Below are 16778 nucleotides of genomic sequence, written 5' to 3' on the forward strand. Positions count from 1 at the left end.
GCGCGTCGTTCGTTTCGAAGGCGTGATGCGACAATGACGAGCGTGAGTGTTGACCCCGTGAGTGCCGAAAGTACAGCGCATGCCCTGATCGTCGGCCTCGGCAACCCCGGCCCACAGTACGAAAAGACCCGCCACAACGTCGGTTTCATGGTCGCCGACGCCCTTGCCGGACGCATCGGCGGGGCGTTCTCCTCGCACAAGAAGTCCAACTCCGACGTCGTCCAGGCCCGCCTCGGTTCTCGCTCGGTGATCATCGCCAAGCCGCGGACGTTCATGAATCTCTCGGGCCAGCCGGTGGCTGCGTTGGCGCGTTTCTTCTCGATCGAACCGGCGAACATCGTGGTGGTGCACGACGAGCTGGACATCGACTTCGGTGCTCTGCGACTCAAACTCGGCGGCGGCGAGGGCGGCCACAACGGACTCCGCTCGATCTCCCAGCACCTGAGCACCAAGGACTACCTGCGCGTGCGCGTCGGAGTCGGGCGGCCCCCGGGCCGAATGGATCCGGCGTCGTTCGTGCTCAAGCCGTTCTCGGCAGCCGAACGCAAGGATCTCGGCATCGTCGTCGAGGAAGCCGCGGACGCCGCGGAACTGCTGCTCTCTGCCGGACTGGAAGCGGCGCAGAATCGGGTGCACCCGCGCTGAACCTCACACCCCTGTTGTGAGGTGCGCGCCTGTTCTCGCGTCCGAGCACACGCGCGCACCCCACACAAAGGGTGTGAGGTCCCCGCCGTTCGTGTCAGTTCAGTAGCGACGCCGAATTCGCCCGTCGCAGTTTGCCGCTCGACGTCTTCGGAATGCTGCCCGGCCCCAACACCGCAACGGTTCGCGGTCGCACACCCACCTCCGAGTGCACCGCGTGGATCACTTCCCGTTCGATGCGTTTGACCTCGTCCGGCTTGTCGATGTCGTTGGTTTCGACTGCCACAGCAAAGCTTTCGCGCTTCTCACCGGCATCGAGCCGGATGGCGACGGCATTGCCCGGCCGCACACCGGCAACAGTGCCCGCGGCCCGTTCGATGTCGGTGGGATAGATGTTGCGACCACCCATGATGATGACGTCCTTGATACGTCCGCAGACGACCACCAGTTCGTCCTCGGTGATGTAGCCGACGTCGCCGGTATCGAGCCAACCGTCAGCGTCGAGCGTCGACACCGGTCCTTCGACGGTGATGTAGCCGGGCGTGACGGCCTTGCCCCGCACCTCGATGATGCCCACGCCGCGGGCAGTGAGCACCTGCCCCTCCTTGTCGACGACGCGTCCCTCCAATCCGGGAACGAACTTGCCGAGCGTCGCGAGGGAACGGGTGTTGCCGCGGGTCGACGGGACGGCGCGACCGAGGGTCTCGAGCAGGTCCGCGTCGACCACATCGATCACCTGTCCCTGATCGGGATCCGGAATCGACACTGCGAGAGTCGTTTCCGCCATTCCGTAGACCGGAGCCAGAGCGAGTGGGTTGAGCTTGTACGGGGCCCCGGCCTCGGCGAGCGCGATCATGGTGTCCGGGTCGACCGGCTCGGCTCCGTTCCAGGCATAGCGCAGAGTTGACAGATCGAGATCCAGATCGTCCTCGGCCTGACGCAGCCGCCGGGCCAGCAGCGAGTACGCGAAGTTCGGTGCTGCGGTGACGGTTCCGCGGTACTTGTGAATCAGCTTGGCCCACAACAGCGGCGAGCGCAGGAAGTCCAGTGGAGTGATGCTGACGACCTCGGCGCCGACCTGCATCGGCACCGACAGAAAGCCCACCATCCCCATGTCGTGGAACAGTGGCAACCAGCTGACCATCACATCGGAATCGACATCGAATTCGATGCGATCGATCATGGCGTAGGCATTGACGTAGAAGTTCTCGTGCGTGATCCGCACGGCCTTCGGCGAACCGGTCGAGCCGGACGTCAGTTGCTGCAGCGCGATGTCGGACTCGGCCGTCGGCACCGGATCGATATCGCGACCGGTCTTCATGTCCTCGATCTTCAGCACGGTGATGCCGCGCTCTTCGAGCACGGGTGCGGCGATGTCGAACGGTGCCCCGAGAATCACGGCCTTGGCCTCGATCATCCGCACGACGGTCTCGGTGTCCTCGCCCCAGACGGCGAGGTCGGTCCGCGGAGTGGGCTGGTGCAGCATCGTCACCGATCCCCCGCGCATCCACGTCGCCTGGCACGCCGGCGCTATGTCCACCGGCTGACCGGCCAGAATCCCGATCGCGTCCCCGTGTTCGACGCCTGCGTCGGCCAGAGCCCCGGCCATTCGCCGCGCCTGCTCGTGGATCTCACCCCAGGACTGCCGAAGCGCCTCGTCGGGCTCGCCGGTCACCAGACCGTGCTTGCTGGTGCTCGCGGTCTCGAACATCTCTTCGGTGAACTTGCTCAACGCACGTCTCCTCGTGAGGGATCTCCCGGCCTACCGTTCACAGTAGGCACTCCCGCCCCGACCGAGGGGAACAACGGGCCGCGTATCCTTTGATTTTGCCCCGGCCACTCTTTCGGTGCCGCCCTTGCTACGAGAATGAGGTCTTCGTGAGTACCCCGTCCAGCACCCCCGACGTCGACGCAACGCTCGAAGGGTCCGGACCGGCTGCGCTCGACGAGTCCGGAACCACCCGCGGCCAGGCCAAAGAGCTCGAGACCGAGGTCGCGAGGCGTCGAACATTCGCGGTGATCTCGCACCCCGACGCCGGTAAGTCGACGCTCACCGAAGCCCTGGCCCTGCATGCACGTGTCATCTCCGAGGCCGGTGCCATCCACGGCAAGGCCGGCCGCCGCTCCACCGTCTCCGACTGGATGGAGATGGAGAAGGCTCGCGGTATCTCGGTGAGTTCGACTGCGCTGCAGTTCAATTACCAGACCTCACCCGACGCCGAGATCACCAACGTCATCAACCTCGTCGACACCCCCGGCCACGCCGACTTCTCCGAGGACACCTACCGCGTGCTGACCGCCGTCGACGCGGCCGTGATGCTCATCGACGCCGCCAAGGGACTCGAACCGCAGACCCTCAAGCTTTTCCAGGTGTGCCGGCAGTTCGGCATCCCGGTCATCACCGTCATCAACAAGTGGGACCGCCCGGGCCAGTCGCCGCTCGAGCTGCTCGACGAGATCGAGTCGCGAATCGGCCTGACGCCGACGCCTCTCTACTGGCCAGTCGGGATCGCCGGTGATTTCCGCGGCCTGCTCGACGTGCAGGACGGCAGCTACATCCGATTCACCCGCACCGCCGGTGGCGCGACCATCGCTCCCGAGGAATTCATGACGGCCGAGGCCGCCGCCGAACGTGAGGGCGTCGACTGGGACACCGCCGTCGAGGAGCGCGATCTACTGATCTCGAGCGGTCAACAGCACGATCAGGAGATGTTCCTGGCCGGCCAGACGTCGCCGGTGATCTTCGGCTCCGCGATGCTCAACTTCGGCGTCCGGCAGATTCTCGACACCCTCGTGGCCCTCGCGCCGTCACCCGGCCCGCGTGACGACGTCTCCGGCGGCGTACGCGAGGTCACCGACCCGTTCAGCGCCGTCGTGTTCAAGGTGCAGGCGGGCATGGACACCGCGCACCGCGACCGACTGGCATTCATGCGCGTGGTGTCCGGAGTGTTCGAGCGCGGCATGGTCGTCACCCACTCGCAAACCAAGAAGCCGTTCACCACCAAGTACGCGTTGACGGTGTTCGGTCGCGATCGTACGACCGTCGAGAACGCCTACCCGGGAGACATCGTCGGCCTGGTCAACGCGACCGCGCTCGCCCCGGGGCACACGCTCTACACCGACAAGAAGGTCGAGTTCCCGCCCATTCCGTCGTTCGCACCCGAGCACTTCTCGGCACTGCGCGTCGACAGCGCCGACAAGTACAAGAAGTTCCGCCGCGCCGTCGAGCAACTCGATTCCGAGGGCGTCGTTCAGGTGCTGCGCAACGACATTCGCGGCGACGCGTCCCCCGTGCTCGCTGCCGTCGGGCCCATGCAGTTCGAGGTGGTCACCGCACGCATGAAGACCGAGTTCGGCGTCGACGCTCGGATGGAACCGCTCGGATACTCACTTGCTCGACGCACCGATGCAGCCTCGGCCGTCGAACTGGGTCGCCAACGCGGTGTCGAGGTCTTCACTCGCACCGACGGCGCGTTGTTGGCACTGGTGAGCGACAAGTGGCGTCTGCAGTACATCCAGAAGGAAATGCCCGAGCTGACCCTCGAACCGCTCGTCGCCGCGGGTGATCAGTAGCAACCCGTGCTGATCGATCTGCTCGACGCAGAATTCTCCGTTCTGGGGCACCCGATTCTGTGGCGTGAGGTGGTCGGCAACGGTTTCGGCTTGCTCTCGGCGATCGGGGGAACGCGACGCGTCGTGTGGGCGTGGCCGGTGGGGATCATCGGAAATGCGCTGCTGTTCACCGTTTTTCTCGGCGGCGTGTTCCATACTCCGCAGGCACTCGATCTGTACGGCCAGGCCGGGCGACAGCTGATGTTCATCGCCGTGAGCGTCTACGGGTTGATGCGCTGGCTGCGCGATTCGAAGCGGTCCGGGGCCGCGGTTCTGCCGCGGTGGGGCACGGCGCGGGAGCGGACGGCGATGCTCGTCGTCGCGATCGTCGGCACGGTGGTGTTCGCGCAACTGTTCGGCTACCTCGGCTCGTTCGGCAAGTGGGCCGACGCATGGATCTTCACCGGATCCATGCTGGCTACCTTCGGGATGGCCCGTGGACTCACCGAGTTCTGGCTGATCTGGATAGCGGTGGACATCGTGGGCGTTCCGCTGCTGATCGTCGCCGGGTTCTATCCGTCCGCGGTTCTCTACCTCGTGTACGCCGCGTTCGTGGCCTGGGGATTCGTTGTGTGGTTCAGGATCCAGAACAAGAACTTCGGTCAAAAAATGGCGTCGTAAACAATCGTGATGCTACTCTCAGCCTGTCCGAACAAACTTCGAGTACGTTTCTGCGTGCTCGACGCCGAGTAGCCCGTCCTGATCGATACCCGATCGTGACATCTCGGCGCGGAACCACCTGGGAATCACGATGAAGTGGAAAACGACATGACAAAGGGATCGAACTACCCATTGGCCGGGATCAAGGTCGGTGGCGCTCCCGCGCATCGTTTGGCGACGCCGCCGAAGTCCGACTCCGCTTCACCCGCCGGTGGCCGCACCGATTCTTCGGCGGCAGCGCCCGCCGAGAAGGCGGTCGAGACCCTGTCCACCGAGAAGTCGGAGGCAGTGGTCACGTCCACCGAGAAGGCGTCCGCAACAACGCCTGCACCAGCAACGTCGTCCGACACGGATTCAACGACCCCCCGCGCGGATCGACGTCGTCCAGAGAAGCCCGCCACGGAATCGAACGAGGTTGAAGTGACTACAAGCGATCAGATCTCAGAACACGGCCTGCCCACCAACGGCCGCTCCACGTCTCACGGCTCCACCGCCTCGCCGTCGCTCGGGCGTGGCCAGGGACCCGACCGTCGCACCGCCATGGGTGTCGCCTCGGTACGCATCGCGGGACGCTTGACCCAGAACGAGCTCGGCAGCCGCACCGGCGACATCCGCACCCCCGACACCTCCGTCGGCCCCGACGAGCTGCTCCAGCTCCTCGGCGAATACCTCGTCTCGGGTGGCCTGCAGAACCCCGAGATCCACGTGCGCTCCAACGGCCAGACCATCGTGCTGGACCTGCAGAACCCCGCCAAGGGCTACCGCTGACCCGTACCGGTCACAGCAGCTGCTGGAATGCCTCTGGTCGCACCATCTCGAGCACCAGAGGCTTCCATTGCGGCGCTCGGTCCTTGTCGACCAACACTGCACGAACACCCTCGGCGAAGTCCGGTTCGGTGATGATCCACGTCGCCATCCGCAATTCCCGATCGAGGCATTCACGCAACGTGCTGTCTGCTCCGCGTGCGATCAGCGCGTCGGTGGCCATCAGAGACGTCGGCGACAGCGTCGCCAACTGAGTCTTTGTCGTCCGCGACCACGGTGTGTCGCACACCAGTGCGTCGATGATGTCGACGAGCGATTCCTTCTCGAACACCGCTGCCACCGCCTCCGCGTCGAACGACAGCTCGGTCGTCGACGGCGCGGTGGTGTATCGATCCAACACCTCGTCGACGGCAATGCCGGCGAGGATGTCTGCTTTCAGGCTCTCCACCGAGTCGCTGGGGCAGAAGTGCGTCGCCAATCCCAGTGCAAGTGCATCGGATCCGGAGATACGAGTTCCCGTCAGCGCCAGGTACCGTCCGACATGGCCCGGCAGGCGCGAGAGAAAGTAGCTCGACCCGACATCGGGCACGAACCCGATCGCCGTCTCCGGCATGGCCAACACAGCGTTCTCGGTGACGATGCGGATGCTGCCGTGAATCGAAATACCCAGGCCACCGCCGAAAGCCGCAGCTTCGATCACGGCGATGTACGGCTTGGGGTAGTTCGCGATCAGTTCGTCGAGGTCGTACTCCGCCGCGAAATACGCCGGGCCGGCCTCGTTGTCACCGTCGACTACGGCCTGCCGAATCGCCTTGATGTCCCCGCCTGCACAGAATGCCCGGGGTGAACTGCTCGTCACCAGAACCGACGTGACCGCATCGTCGTCTCGCCACGCGTCGAGTGCGGTGCGGATGCCCTCGATCATCGCACCGTTCAACGAGTTCAGAGCCTCCGGCCGGTTCAGGACGATGTGCCCTACGCCGCCCACGATCTCGGCTTCGACAACGGCCACTGTTGACTCCTTCACACGCAGATCGTTCGACGCGTAACAGTAGCGCTATTCGCGAGACTCGACCGACCGCGGACGCGCGTCATCGGGAATGTCGGCGGCGAGACAGGGCCGCTCTTCCGCAGTGAACCACCCTCGATAGAGAAACAGCTGTCCGAGCACCGGACTCTTCACCTCGATCTCGATGCGATGCCGCTCCTCGGCCGCATCCCACCACTCCCGACCGATCGTCACTGCCGACGCCACCTTGGGCAACTTCGGTGCGAGAGGGCCGAGCAGGAATCGCGGCACCTCGCTCTCGAGAATCAGCCCGCCATCGGCATCGACCTCACACCTGGTGTACACCACCATGTCCGAGGAGAAACCCAGATAGTCCAGGGCATACGCGTCGGACTCGGCGGAGGACACCATCACCGAATTCATCCCCTGCGGGCGACCCGCGAAAGCGAAGCGACGCACGAAAGACATTGTCTCGCGACCCAATTCGTCGACATACGCATAGTTGGCAATGGTGAACGGCACGTCCTTGCCGACACCGGCGGGAAAGAGACCGCGCTTGCGTCCGGCCCACAGCAACGGCGGCGGCACCAGTCGAGAATGCGTCATCTCCTCCATCACGCCCACTCCGAACTGAGCGAGATTGTCCGAGGACTGCAATCCGAAGCGCCACTGAACCTTGGGATGCAGACGGGCAAAATCCGAACCGAGTACTTCCGCGACGACCGATGTCATGACCCCAGTATGCGCTGCGCGCACGTGCACGAAACTTAGTAGCAGGCTACGAGTTACTAGTCACATGCGGCTCCGCCGCACTACTCCAACTCGGCGGCCAGTTCCATCCATCGTTCCTCGGCGACATCCTTGTCGGCGAGGACCTGCTTGAGTTCGGTGTCGAGGGCGACGAGCTTGCCCTGCTCGGTGGACGCGTCGACGAGTTCGGCGTGCAACTCGACCTCACGCTTGGAGAGCCGGAGGACGAGCTTCTCGAGCTTGCTGAGTTCCTTACGGGCAGCGCGCTCGGAGGCCGCATCACGGGTGGCTTTGCGCGGCGCACTTCCGGTGGTCAGCGAGTCCGGCGTCGCGTCGGCGGCGAGGACGGCCCGCCTGCGCAGGTACTCCTCGATGCCGCCCGGCAGGTTGGTGAGCTTGCCGTCGCCGAACAGTGCCCACGTGGAATCACAGATGCGCTCGATCAGGTACCGATCGTGACTGATGACGACGAGAGTGCCCGCCCAGCCGTCGAGGATGTCCTCGAGCTGCTGGAGGGTGTCGATGTCGAGATCGTTGGTGGGCTCGTCGAGCAGCAGCACGTTCGGCTCGGCCATCAACACGCGAGTGAGCTGCAGCCGACGACGCTCGCCACCGGACAGGTCTCCGACGGGGGTGCGTTGACGCGCCGGGGTGAAACCGAGCCGCTCCGCGAGCTGCCCGGCAGAAATCTCTCTGTCGCCCAGCGTGATCCGCTCGGCCACTTCCTTGACCGCGTCGAGAACACGCAGCTTCTTGGGCAGGTCGTCCAATTCCTGCTTCAGCCAACCGATCTTGACGGTCTGGCCCTGGATGCGCTTGCCTGCGGCAGGCTGCAGTTCGCCGGCGAGCGTGCGGAGCATCGTCGTCTTGCCCGAACCGTTGACGCCGACGAGACCGACGCGCTCACCGGGAGCCAGACGCCAGGTGAAGTCCTTCACCAATTCGCGGCCGTCGGGGGTCTCCAGGCGCGCGTCCTCGAGTTCGATGACGACCTTGCCGAGACGGCGCTGGGCGAACGAGGACAACGCGACGGAGTCACGTGGGGCGGGAACGTCGGCGATCAGAGCCTCGGCCGCCTCGATGCGGTACTTCGGCTTGGAGGTACGGGCCGGGGCACCGCGGCGCAGCCACGCCAACTCCTTGCGCGCGAGGTTGCGTCGACGTTCCTCGGACGCGTCGGCCTGCCGGGACCGCTCGGCCCGCGCGAACACCCAGTCGTTGTAGCCACCCTCGTAGGCCTCGACGCCACCGCCGACCACTTCCCACGTGCGATTGGCGACGGTGTCGAGGAACCAGCGATCGTGGGTGACGACCACCAGCGCACTGCGACGGCTGACCAGATGCGCAGCCAACCACTGCACGCCCTCGACGTCGAGGTGGTTGGTCGGCTCGTCGAGCACCAGCAGGTCGAGATCCTGAACCAGGGCCGCTGCCAACGCAACTCGTCGACGCTCGCCGCCCGAGAGGTTGTCGATCGGCGCGTCGAGTCCCGAACTACCTGCAGGCCCGAGATCGGCAATACCGATGCCCGTCAGGATGTTTCGCACCCGAGAGTCGCCCGCCCACTCGTGCTCGGCCATTCCGAGCGGGTCGAGGACCACCTGGCCGACGGTCGACCCGGGAGGCAGCACTCCGCGCTGCGTGACCACTGCCATCCGCAGGCCGTTGACCCGGCTGACGCGTCCCGAATCGGGCGGCTCGATGCCCGCGAGCACCTCGAGGGTGGTGGTCTTACCGCCACCGTTGAGGCCGACCATGCCGATGCGTTCACCCTCCTGCACGCCGAGGGAGACACCGTCGAGCAGCGGCTTGACGCCGAAGGACTTGCTGACGTTTTCGAGATTGACGAGATTGACCATCAGGAAAAACCAATCGATTCGCTAGTGACAACACGAGCACCGGGAACCGGTCCACTCGCAACACGGACGGTGCGGCACACGCCTGCACCGGAGAGTTCAGCGCTCACCGACACCGCCGCGTCGGCGTCGGCGCACAGGAACGCGCAGGTGGGGCCCGAGCCGGACACGATGCCCGCCAACGCCCCGGCGGTGACTCCCGCACGCAGCGTGCGACGCAACTGCGGCATCAGCGACACCGCAGCGGCCTGGAGGTCGTTGCCGAGCAATGGCGCGAGTGCACGCGCATCGCCGGAGGCCAACGCATGCATCAGATCCTCGGTGCCGCCGAGGCGAGGCGGATCACCCTTGGCGCGCAGCTCGTCGAGCTCGTTGTAGACGGCAGGCGTTTGCAGACCGCCCTTCGCCAACGCCAGAACCCAGTGAAAACTGTTGCGCGAGAGCACCGGAAGCAGCTTCTCCCCGCGACCGGTTCCGACCGCCGTTCCGCCGTGCAACGAGAACGGCACGTCGCTGCCGAGTTGGGCCGCCACCTCGTCGAGCTCGTCGCGCGAGAGATCGAGGTGCCACATCGCGTTCAGTGCCACCAGAGTGGCGGCAGCATCGGCGCTTCCGCCTGCCATCCCACCGGCCACCGGAATGCCCTTGTCGATGGTGATCTCGACCGACGGCTCTCGCCCGACGCGATGCCCCAGCAACTCGGCGGCCTTCCACACCAGATTCCGCGAATCGGTGGGAACCACCCTCGCGTCGTCGCCGCGCACCCGAACCGAGAGCGTCTTGGCCGGAACCACCGACAGTTCGTCCGAGAGCGAGAGCGCCTGGAACACCGTCGTCAGCTCGTGAAAGCCATCGGGGCGCAGGTCACCGACCGACAGATGCAAATTCACCTTCGACGGGGCCCGAACGACGACGGGTGTGGGAACGACAGACAGCACGAGTAACCACAGTAGTGGAGAAACAGCGACCGAGTTCACCACCAGGGCGGCCTCCGGTGGGTAGTCGATGTGACGTTCAGTGGACTTTTCGGGGGTCAATGTCACATTCAGTGGACTTCGGGGGCCGCAACGATCGGCCGATGCGGACTGTAGTTGTCCGCAATGCGTGGCATCGTGACGTCATGAAGGAAACATCGGCTCGGTTGTTGCGGCTGCTGTCTCTGCTGCAGACGCGTCGGGATTGGGCGGGCGCGGAACTGGCGGAGCGACTCGACGTCACTCCTCGGACACTGCGGCGCGATGTGGACAAGCTGCGCGACATCGGTTACCCGGTCAATGCGACGCCTGGAGTCGGGGGCGGCTATCAGCTCGGTCCCGGTGCCGAGATGCCCCCACTGCTGCTCGACGACGACGAGGCGTTGGCGGTGGCGTTCGGGTTGCAGTCGGCGGCCGGTGGCTCGGTGGCGGGCATCGGCGAGGCGTCGTTGCGGGCGTTGACGAAGTTGCGGCAAGTGATGCCGTCACGCATCCAGCATCGGCTCGACGCCCTGCGGATCGACGTGGTGGATAAGACGCCGCGCTCGGCGGTGGATGCGTCGGTGCTGTCCACGGTGGCGGCGGTATGTCATGCCCACGAGCGGTTGCGGTTCGACTACCGCAAGCACGACGGTTCCGAGTCCAGGCGCGAGGTGGAGCCGTACAGCCTGGTGCGGGCGGGGGCACGCTGGTATCTGCTGGGTTGGGATGTGCTGCGCGAGGATTGGCGGTCGTATCGAGTGGATCGCCTGGATCCGAAGATTCCGACGGGCCCGCGGTTCACGCCGCGGGAGCTGCCGCCGGGCGGTGCGGCGGCGTTCGTCTCGAAGGGAATCGATCGTGCGTTCACTCAGGTTCAGGCGCGGGTCGCGTTGCACGCCCCGATCGAGCAGATCGCTCCGATGATCGACGAGCAATGGGGCACACTCGAATCCATCGACGAGGGCACCTGCGCGGTGGTGTTGGCCGGAGATTCGCTGCCCTCGATCGCGCGGTGGCTCGCAGCGTTCGACACCGATTTCACGGTGCTCGATCCACCGGAACTACGCGAGGAATGCCGCATCGTGGCCGAGCGGCACGCGAGACTGAACGAGCGATACCTGGCGGCGGTTCACCCTCCGGTAACCGGTGCGTGAGTCAATGGGCAGATGACGACACCACTCGGTTTCGATCCGAAGTTCCTGGCCGACATCGACGTTCCGTTGCCCGATCGCGCCGACGTGGTGGTACTTCCGTACACGCACTTCTCGGTGTCCATCGACCCTGCCCGACGCCTCGCCGCGGTCACCGGCGTCAACATCGACGGCGCGAGCCTGCAGGATGTGGGGCGCGGAGACAACTGGCGACTCGACGATCGACTACCGGCAGCGCAGCAGGCCGGCAACGAGTTGTACCGGAACAACGACCTCGATCGCGGGCATCTGGTTCGCCGGCGAGATCCGGTGTGGGGTGAGCGAGCGGTGGCCGAGCGCGCCAACGAGGACACGTTCCACTACACCGTGTGCGCTCCGCAGACGGCCACGCTGAACCAGTCGAAGACACTGTGGCTCGGGCTCGAGGATTACGTACTGGGAAACGCAGAGCAGTACGACCGAAAGCTCTCGGCCTTCAGCGGCTGCATCTTCGCCGACGACGATCCGATCTACCGGGGCGTCGCCATTCCGCGGCAGTTCTTCAAGATCGCGGCCTGGTCGCAGGATTCGGCTCCAGCATGCACCGGATACGTTCTCGACCAATCGCCGTCTCTGGACCCGATACTCGACAAACCGCTGCGGCTCGAGACCGATCCCCCGCCTCTCGGCCCGTACCGGACCTATCAGGTTCCGGTGGCCGACATCGCGTCGATGACAGGCCTGGACGTGGGCATTCTGATCGACGCCGACCGCTACGCGCCAGTGGCTGCTGCCCGCGAGGGCGCGTCGACGTGGACCGAGCTGACTGCCCTGACGGACATCCACCTGTAGAGACGGCCTCAGGCTTCGGTGGCGGCCAAACGGACGAAGGCTGCGGCGTCGATGGTCTCGCCGCGAGCAGTGGGGTCGATCCCGGCCTCACGCAGCCGCCGTTCGGCGGCAACCGGGGAGCCTGCCCACCCGGCCAGGGCTGCTCGTAGGGTCTTGCGTCGCTGCGCGAATGCGGCATCGATCACCGCGAACACGGCCTTGCGATGCGCGGTGTCGGTCGGCCACGGCGGCTCGGCGTACCGATCGATGCGGACCAGCCCCGACTCGACCTTGGGTACCGGCCAGAACACCGAACGGCCCACTGCGCCTGCCCTTTTGACGTCCCCGAAGAATCTGGCCTTGACGCTGGGGATGCCGTAGATCTTGCTTCCCGGTACCGCGGCGAGTCGATCGGCCACCTCGGCCTGGACCATCACCACGGCGACGCGAAGGCTCGGCAGTTCCGAGAACAGATGGATCAGCACGGGAACGGCAACGTTGTAGGGCAGGTTGGCCACCAGAGCGGTCGGCTCCCCCGCAATGTCCGCGGCTCGTACGCGCAGCGCGTCGGCCTCGATCACCGTCAGCCGATCGGCCAGAGTGGGGGCCCGGTCGGCCACCGTCGTGGGCAATCGGTTCGCGAGCTTGGGGTCGATCTCGACGGCGATGACGGCCTCGGCGACATCGAGCAGCGCGAGTGTCAGCGATCCGAGGCCGGGGCCAACCTCGAGGACACTGTCCTGCGGGCCCACACCCGCGGAGGCGACGATGCGTCGAACAGTATTGGCGTCGTGCACGAAGTTCTGCCCGAGCTGCTTGGTGGGGCGTACGTCGAGCTCGGCGGCGAGGGAGCGGACTTCGGCAGGACCGAGCAGAGCCGCAGATCCCCTCACATGTTCGGACACGGCGGAAACTCTACGGGACTAGCGGTAACCCAGGCGCGAGGTGCAGGCAGGCCATGCGCCCCAGCCCTGCGACTTCTGTGTCACCGACGCGATGGCGATCTGCTCCTCGCGGGTGGCGAGGTCGGCACGCGGTGCGTACTTGAGGCCGCCCTGGCGTTCCCAGGTGTTCTGGTCGAACTGCACGCCGCCGTAGAAGCCGTTGCCGGTGTTGATCGCCCAGTTGCCGGTCGCCTCGCACTGCGCGAGCGCGTCCCAGATCGCACCGTTCTCCACCGGCGGCACCTCTGTGCCCGGCTTGGCTCCGACGCGAACGGTCTTCGGCTGCGCGGGTACCTTGACCGTCTCTTCGACCTTCTCGCGACCGACCTCGACGCCGTTCACCATGTTGATCTTCCAGGTGATGTCGGAGACCCCCGGGGCACCCGGGTTCTCGACGACGGTGCGGCTCATGTTCATCGCCGGATCCTCGATGCGCTGCTCAGGAGCATCGGTGTCCGTGGTTTCGGTCTTGGTGACGGTGCGGTCACGCGTGACGACGATCTCGGCGCCGTCGGTGACGGCTGCGTCGGGATCGGGGCTGACGGTGTCGGCTTCCTCGAGCGGCGCGCCCGCAGCTTCGAGGAATTCACGCACGGTCGGTGCGGCCAGGGTGACCGGCGCGGCAGGTGCTCCACCGTCGAGGAGCGAGACCTGCTTGGGCAGTGCCACATCGAGTTCGGTGCCGTCGAGCGGCAGTCGCTCGGAGCGCGAGGCGGAGACGTGCACGTCCTCGGCCAGACCGGTCTGCTGCAGAGCTTCCTCGACGGTCAGAGCGGTGGTCCAGATGTTCTCGGGCTGCCCGTCGACGTTCAGCGTGATCTCGCGGGCGCGGCGCAGGACCACGGTGTCGCCGTCACTGAGATCGGAGTCCGGCGCAGGAACGACCAGATCCTTGTCCGACGGCGCGTAGCCGGCGTCGGCCAGAGCACTGTTGACGTCGGTCTTCATCGTGCTCAGCGAAATCATGTCGCCGTCGACATCGATGGTCACGGTCTTGTGACGGCTCACGGCCATGACGCCACCGGCGACGAGCGTCATCAACAGGGCCGCGACGACCATGTAGAGCGTGGTCGAACGGGCGGAGTTGAGGCGTCTGATAGTCGACAAGTTTCGTATTCCTGGCGGTTGCGAGCTGACTTCGGCGTCGAAACGCCCGAGTTCGGTCACGGTACGGTAACGAATTAGTACCCACGCCGCAACTTCAGCAGCTACAGGCCGTACACGCGCTCCGCATTGGCCGTGGCGTGCGCAGCGAGCTCCGCCGGATCCTGGCCACGAATTTCGGCCAACGCCCGCGCGGTGTACGGCAGGCAGTACGACTCGTTGGGAGCACCGCGGAAGGGATGCGGAGTGAGGAACGGTGCGTCGGTCTCCATCAGCACCAGCTCGTCGGGCACCAGTACCGCGGCCTCCCGCAGTGCGTGCGCGTTCTTGAAGCTGACGGTCCCCGAAAAGCTGAGAACGTAGCCCGCGTCGACGCACGCCTTCGCGGTCTCGGGACCGCCGGAGAAGCAGTGGAAGATCACCGTCTCGGGAGCGCCTTCCGTCGTGAGCACGGCCAGCAGGTCCTCGTCGGCCTCGCGATTGTGGATCATCAGCGGCTTACTCAGTCGTTTCGCCAGATCGATGTGCCACCGCAAGCCGTCGTGCTGCTCGGCCACCGTGGCGCACCCGTCGAGCTTGCCGGGCCAGTAGTAGTCCAGCCCGGTCTCCCCGACGGCAACCACGCGAGGGTCGGACGCCAATCGCTCGATCTCGGCCTTGGCCGCGTCGTCGAGCACGTTCGCGCGCGTGGGGTGGATCGCAACCGCGGCCCACACCCGAGGATCCCAGGACGCCGCGTCCACCGCGAACCGCGCGGCATCGAGATCGTCGGCGATCGTGACCACGCGCGTGACACCGACGGACTCGGCCTTGTCCACGATCGCGGCCACACTCGCCGCGTCGGTCGCCCCACACGCATCGAGGTGGGTGTGCGCGTCGACGAGGGTACCGACGGGCTCGGGCAACGGTGGTGCGGGACGGTCTCTGCTCACGCTAGTTAGAGTAGGCGCACCATGACTGCGCCAGCTGATGCCTCACGGCCACCCTTCTACGTCACCACGGCGATCGCGTACCCCAACGGCGCTCCGCACATCGGACACGCCTACGAGTACATCGCCACCGACACCATCGCGCGCTTCAAGCGCCTCGACGGCTACGACGTGCGATTCCTGACGGGCACCGACGAGCACGGCCTCAAGATGCAGCAGACCGCACAGACCGAGGGCGTGGACGTGCGCGAGCTCGCCGCGCGCAACTCCGACGCGTTCCAGGCTGCGCAGGACCTGCTGAAGATCTCGTACGGACGCTTCATCCGCACCACCGACGCCGATCACCACGCCGCCAGCCAGGAACTGTGGAAGCGGATGGAGGCGAACGGCGACATCTACCTCGATTCCTACTCCGGCTGGTACTCGGTGCGCGACGAGGCGTTCTACACGGAGGCCGAGACCACCCTCGCCGAGGACGGCTCGCGCGTGGCGACGGAGACGAACACTCCCGTCGAGTGGACCGAGGAGTCGTCGTACTTCTTCAAACTGTCGCAGTACCAGGACAAACTGCTCGAGCTGTACGACGCGTCGCCGGACTTTATCGCTCCGAACACGCGCCGGAACGAGATCGTGAATTTCGTCAAGGGTGGCCTGCGGGATCTGTCGATCTCCCGAACCACGTTCGACTGGGGCGTTCCCGTCTCCGGCGATGAGAAGCACGTGATGTACGTGTGGGTCGACGCGCTCACCAACTACCTCACCGGTGCCGGCTATCCCGAGACCGAATCCGAGTCGTACCGAAAGTTCTGGCCTGCCGACCTGCACATCATCGGCAAGGACATCACGCGCTTTCACACCGTCTACTGGCCGGCGTTCCTGATGTCCGCGGGCATCGAGCTGCCCAAGCGGGTGTTCGTGCACGGGTTCCTGAACGTCAAGGGCGAGAAGATGTCCAAGTCTCTCGGCAACGTGCTGGATCCGAAGTCGTTGGTGGAGAATTACGGTCTCGATCCGGTGCGCTTCTTCTTCCTCCGCGAGGTCTCGTTCGGTCAGGACGGCAGCTACAGCCACGAGGCCATCGTTGCTCGCGTCAACGCCGACCTGTCCAACGAACTGGGCAACCTCGCTCAGCGTTCGCTGACGATGGTCGCCAAGAACCTCGAAGGAAAGCTCCCCACCCCGGGCGAGTTCACCGCCGAGGACGAGGCGATGCTGGCTCGCGCGGACGCACTGCTGGAGATCTGCCGACGCGAATTCGACGTGCAGGCAATCCATTCCGCGCTCGAGGCGATCTGGTCGGTACTCGGCGAGACCAACCGCTACTTCTCGCTGCAGCAGCCGTGGGTGTTGCGCAAGACCGACCCCGATCGCATGGCCACCGTGCTGTACGTGACGATCGAGGTGCTGCGCATCGTCAGCATCCTGGCGCAACCCGTCATGCCCGATTCCGCGTCGCGCATCCTCGACCTACTCGGGGCGTCGAACCGCGAATTCACCGACATCGCAACACGTTCGGTGCCCGGCACTGCCCTGCCGACTCCGACGCCGGTGTTCCCCAAGTACGAGTAGAGCGCTCCGCGCACGTGAGCG

Annotated in this window: 15 protein-coding genes; 7 read left to right on the forward strand and 8 right to left on the reverse strand. The window is 65.6% G+C overall.

The annotated features are described in order from the left end of the window. Positions 1-42 precede the first annotated feature (42 nt). Positions 43-645, forward strand: a complete 603-nt coding sequence (gene pth, locus R3P95_RS06255) for an aminoacyl-tRNA hydrolase (RefSeq protein ID WP_317547708.1) — start codon at positions 43-45, stop codon at positions 643-645. 94 nt (positions 646-739) lie between these two features. Here the strand turns inward: pth and R3P95_RS06260 are convergent, their stop codons facing one another. Next, a complete protein-coding gene (locus R3P95_RS06260; protein WP_149405168.1) occupies positions 740-2374 on the reverse strand; it encodes a fatty acyl-AMP ligase in 1635 nt (544 codons plus the stop codon). A gap of 146 nt (positions 2375-2520) precedes the next feature. On the opposite strand from R3P95_RS06260, the gene R3P95_RS06265 reads away from it, so the two are divergent. The 3 genes from R3P95_RS06265 to R3P95_RS06275 all read left to right on the forward strand — a co-directional run bounded on the left by R3P95_RS06265 (position 2521) and on the right by R3P95_RS06275 (position 5682). Beyond that, positions 2521-4215, forward strand: coding sequence for a peptide chain release factor 3 (locus tag R3P95_RS06265; protein WP_317547709.1), 1695 nt, complete (start codon positions 2521-2523; stop codon positions 4213-4215). A gap of 6 nt (positions 4216-4221) precedes the next feature. Beyond that, positions 4222-4875 (forward strand): nicotinamide riboside transporter PnuC, encoded by a 654-nt coding sequence (gene pnuC, locus R3P95_RS06270; protein ID WP_317547710.1) that lies wholly within the window; start codon positions 4222-4224, stop codon positions 4873-4875. 147 nt (positions 4876-5022) lie between these two features. Further along, the gene (locus tag R3P95_RS06275) at positions 5023-5682 is read left to right on the forward strand and encodes a hypothetical protein (RefSeq protein WP_269594658.1); all 660 of its coding nucleotides are present in this window, start codon (positions 5023-5025) and stop codon (positions 5680-5682) included. A gap of 10 nt (positions 5683-5692) precedes the next feature. Here R3P95_RS06275 and R3P95_RS06280 read toward each other — a convergent pair whose 3' ends face one another. The 4 genes from R3P95_RS06280 to R3P95_RS06295 all read right to left on the reverse strand — a co-directional run bounded on the left by R3P95_RS06280 (position 5693) and on the right by R3P95_RS06295 (position 10232). Then, a complete protein-coding gene (locus tag R3P95_RS06280) occupies positions 5693-6691 on the reverse strand; it encodes an enoyl-CoA hydratase/isomerase family protein (RefSeq protein WP_317547711.1) in 999 nt (332 codons plus the stop codon). Between the two features lie 45 nt (positions 6692-6736). Further along, positions 6737-7420, reverse strand: a complete 684-nt coding sequence (locus tag R3P95_RS06285) for a DUF4166 domain-containing protein (protein ID WP_317547712.1) — start codon at positions 7418-7420, stop codon at positions 6737-6739. Positions 7421-7500: 80 nt separating this feature from the next. Next, positions 7501-9297, reverse strand: coding sequence for an ABC-F family ATP-binding cassette domain-containing protein (locus tag R3P95_RS06290; RefSeq protein ID WP_094639565.1), 1797 nt, complete (start codon positions 9295-9297; stop codon positions 7501-7503). After that, positions 9297-10232: a 4-(cytidine 5'-diphospho)-2-C-methyl-D-erythritol kinase gene (locus R3P95_RS06295; RefSeq protein ID WP_094633226.1), complete on the reverse strand. Its 936-nt coding sequence runs from the start codon at positions 10230-10232 to the stop codon at positions 9297-9299. Before R3P95_RS06295 ends, R3P95_RS06290 begins: the two co-directional genes overlap by 1 nt. Before the next feature lie 182 nt (positions 10233-10414). On the opposite strand from R3P95_RS06295, the gene R3P95_RS06300 reads away from it, so the two are divergent. Together R3P95_RS06300 and R3P95_RS06305 are read left to right on the forward strand one after the other, a co-directional pair. After that, positions 10415-11404 (forward strand): helix-turn-helix transcriptional regulator, encoded by a 990-nt coding sequence (locus R3P95_RS06300; protein WP_317547809.1) that lies wholly within the window; start codon positions 10415-10417, stop codon positions 11402-11404. 12 nt (positions 11405-11416) lie between these two features. Further along, on the forward strand, positions 11417-12232 hold the full coding sequence (locus R3P95_RS06305) for a DNA/RNA non-specific endonuclease (protein WP_317547715.1): 816 nt from the start codon (positions 11417-11419) through the stop codon (positions 12230-12232). Positions 12233-12240: 8 nt separating this feature from the next. Here the strand turns inward: R3P95_RS06305 and rsmA are convergent, their stop codons facing one another. The 3 genes from rsmA to R3P95_RS06320 all read right to left on the reverse strand — a co-directional run bounded on the left by rsmA (position 12241) and on the right by R3P95_RS06320 (position 15191). Further along, positions 12241-13116, reverse strand: coding sequence for a 16S rRNA (adenine(1518)-N(6)/adenine(1519)-N(6))-dimethyltransferase RsmA (gene rsmA / locus R3P95_RS06310; protein WP_317547716.1), 876 nt, complete (start codon positions 13114-13116; stop codon positions 12241-12243). Positions 13117-13134: 18 nt separating this feature from the next. Further along, positions 13135-14262 carry a transglycosylase family protein gene (locus R3P95_RS06315; protein WP_317547717.1) on the reverse strand — a complete coding sequence of 376 codons (1128 nt, stop codon included), beginning with the start codon at positions 14260-14262 and terminating at the stop codon, positions 13135-13137. Between the two features lie 101 nt (positions 14263-14363). Beyond that, complete coding sequence (locus R3P95_RS06320) at positions 14364-15191, reverse strand: TatD family hydrolase (RefSeq protein WP_317547719.1); 828 nt, start codon at positions 15189-15191, stop codon at positions 14364-14366. A gap of 21 nt (positions 15192-15212) precedes the next feature. On the opposite strand from R3P95_RS06320, the gene metG reads away from it, so the two are divergent. Continuing rightward, the gene (metG, locus tag R3P95_RS06325; protein WP_317547720.1) at positions 15213-16757 is read left to right on the forward strand and encodes a methionine--tRNA ligase; all 1545 of its coding nucleotides are present in this window, start codon (positions 15213-15215) and stop codon (positions 16755-16757) included. Positions 16758-16778: the final 21 nt, after the last annotated feature.

Source organism: Rhodococcus cercidiphylli (genome assembly GCF_033042225.1).
Taxonomy (GTDB): Bacteria; Actinomycetota; Actinomycetes; order Mycobacteriales; family Mycobacteriaceae; genus Rhodococcoides.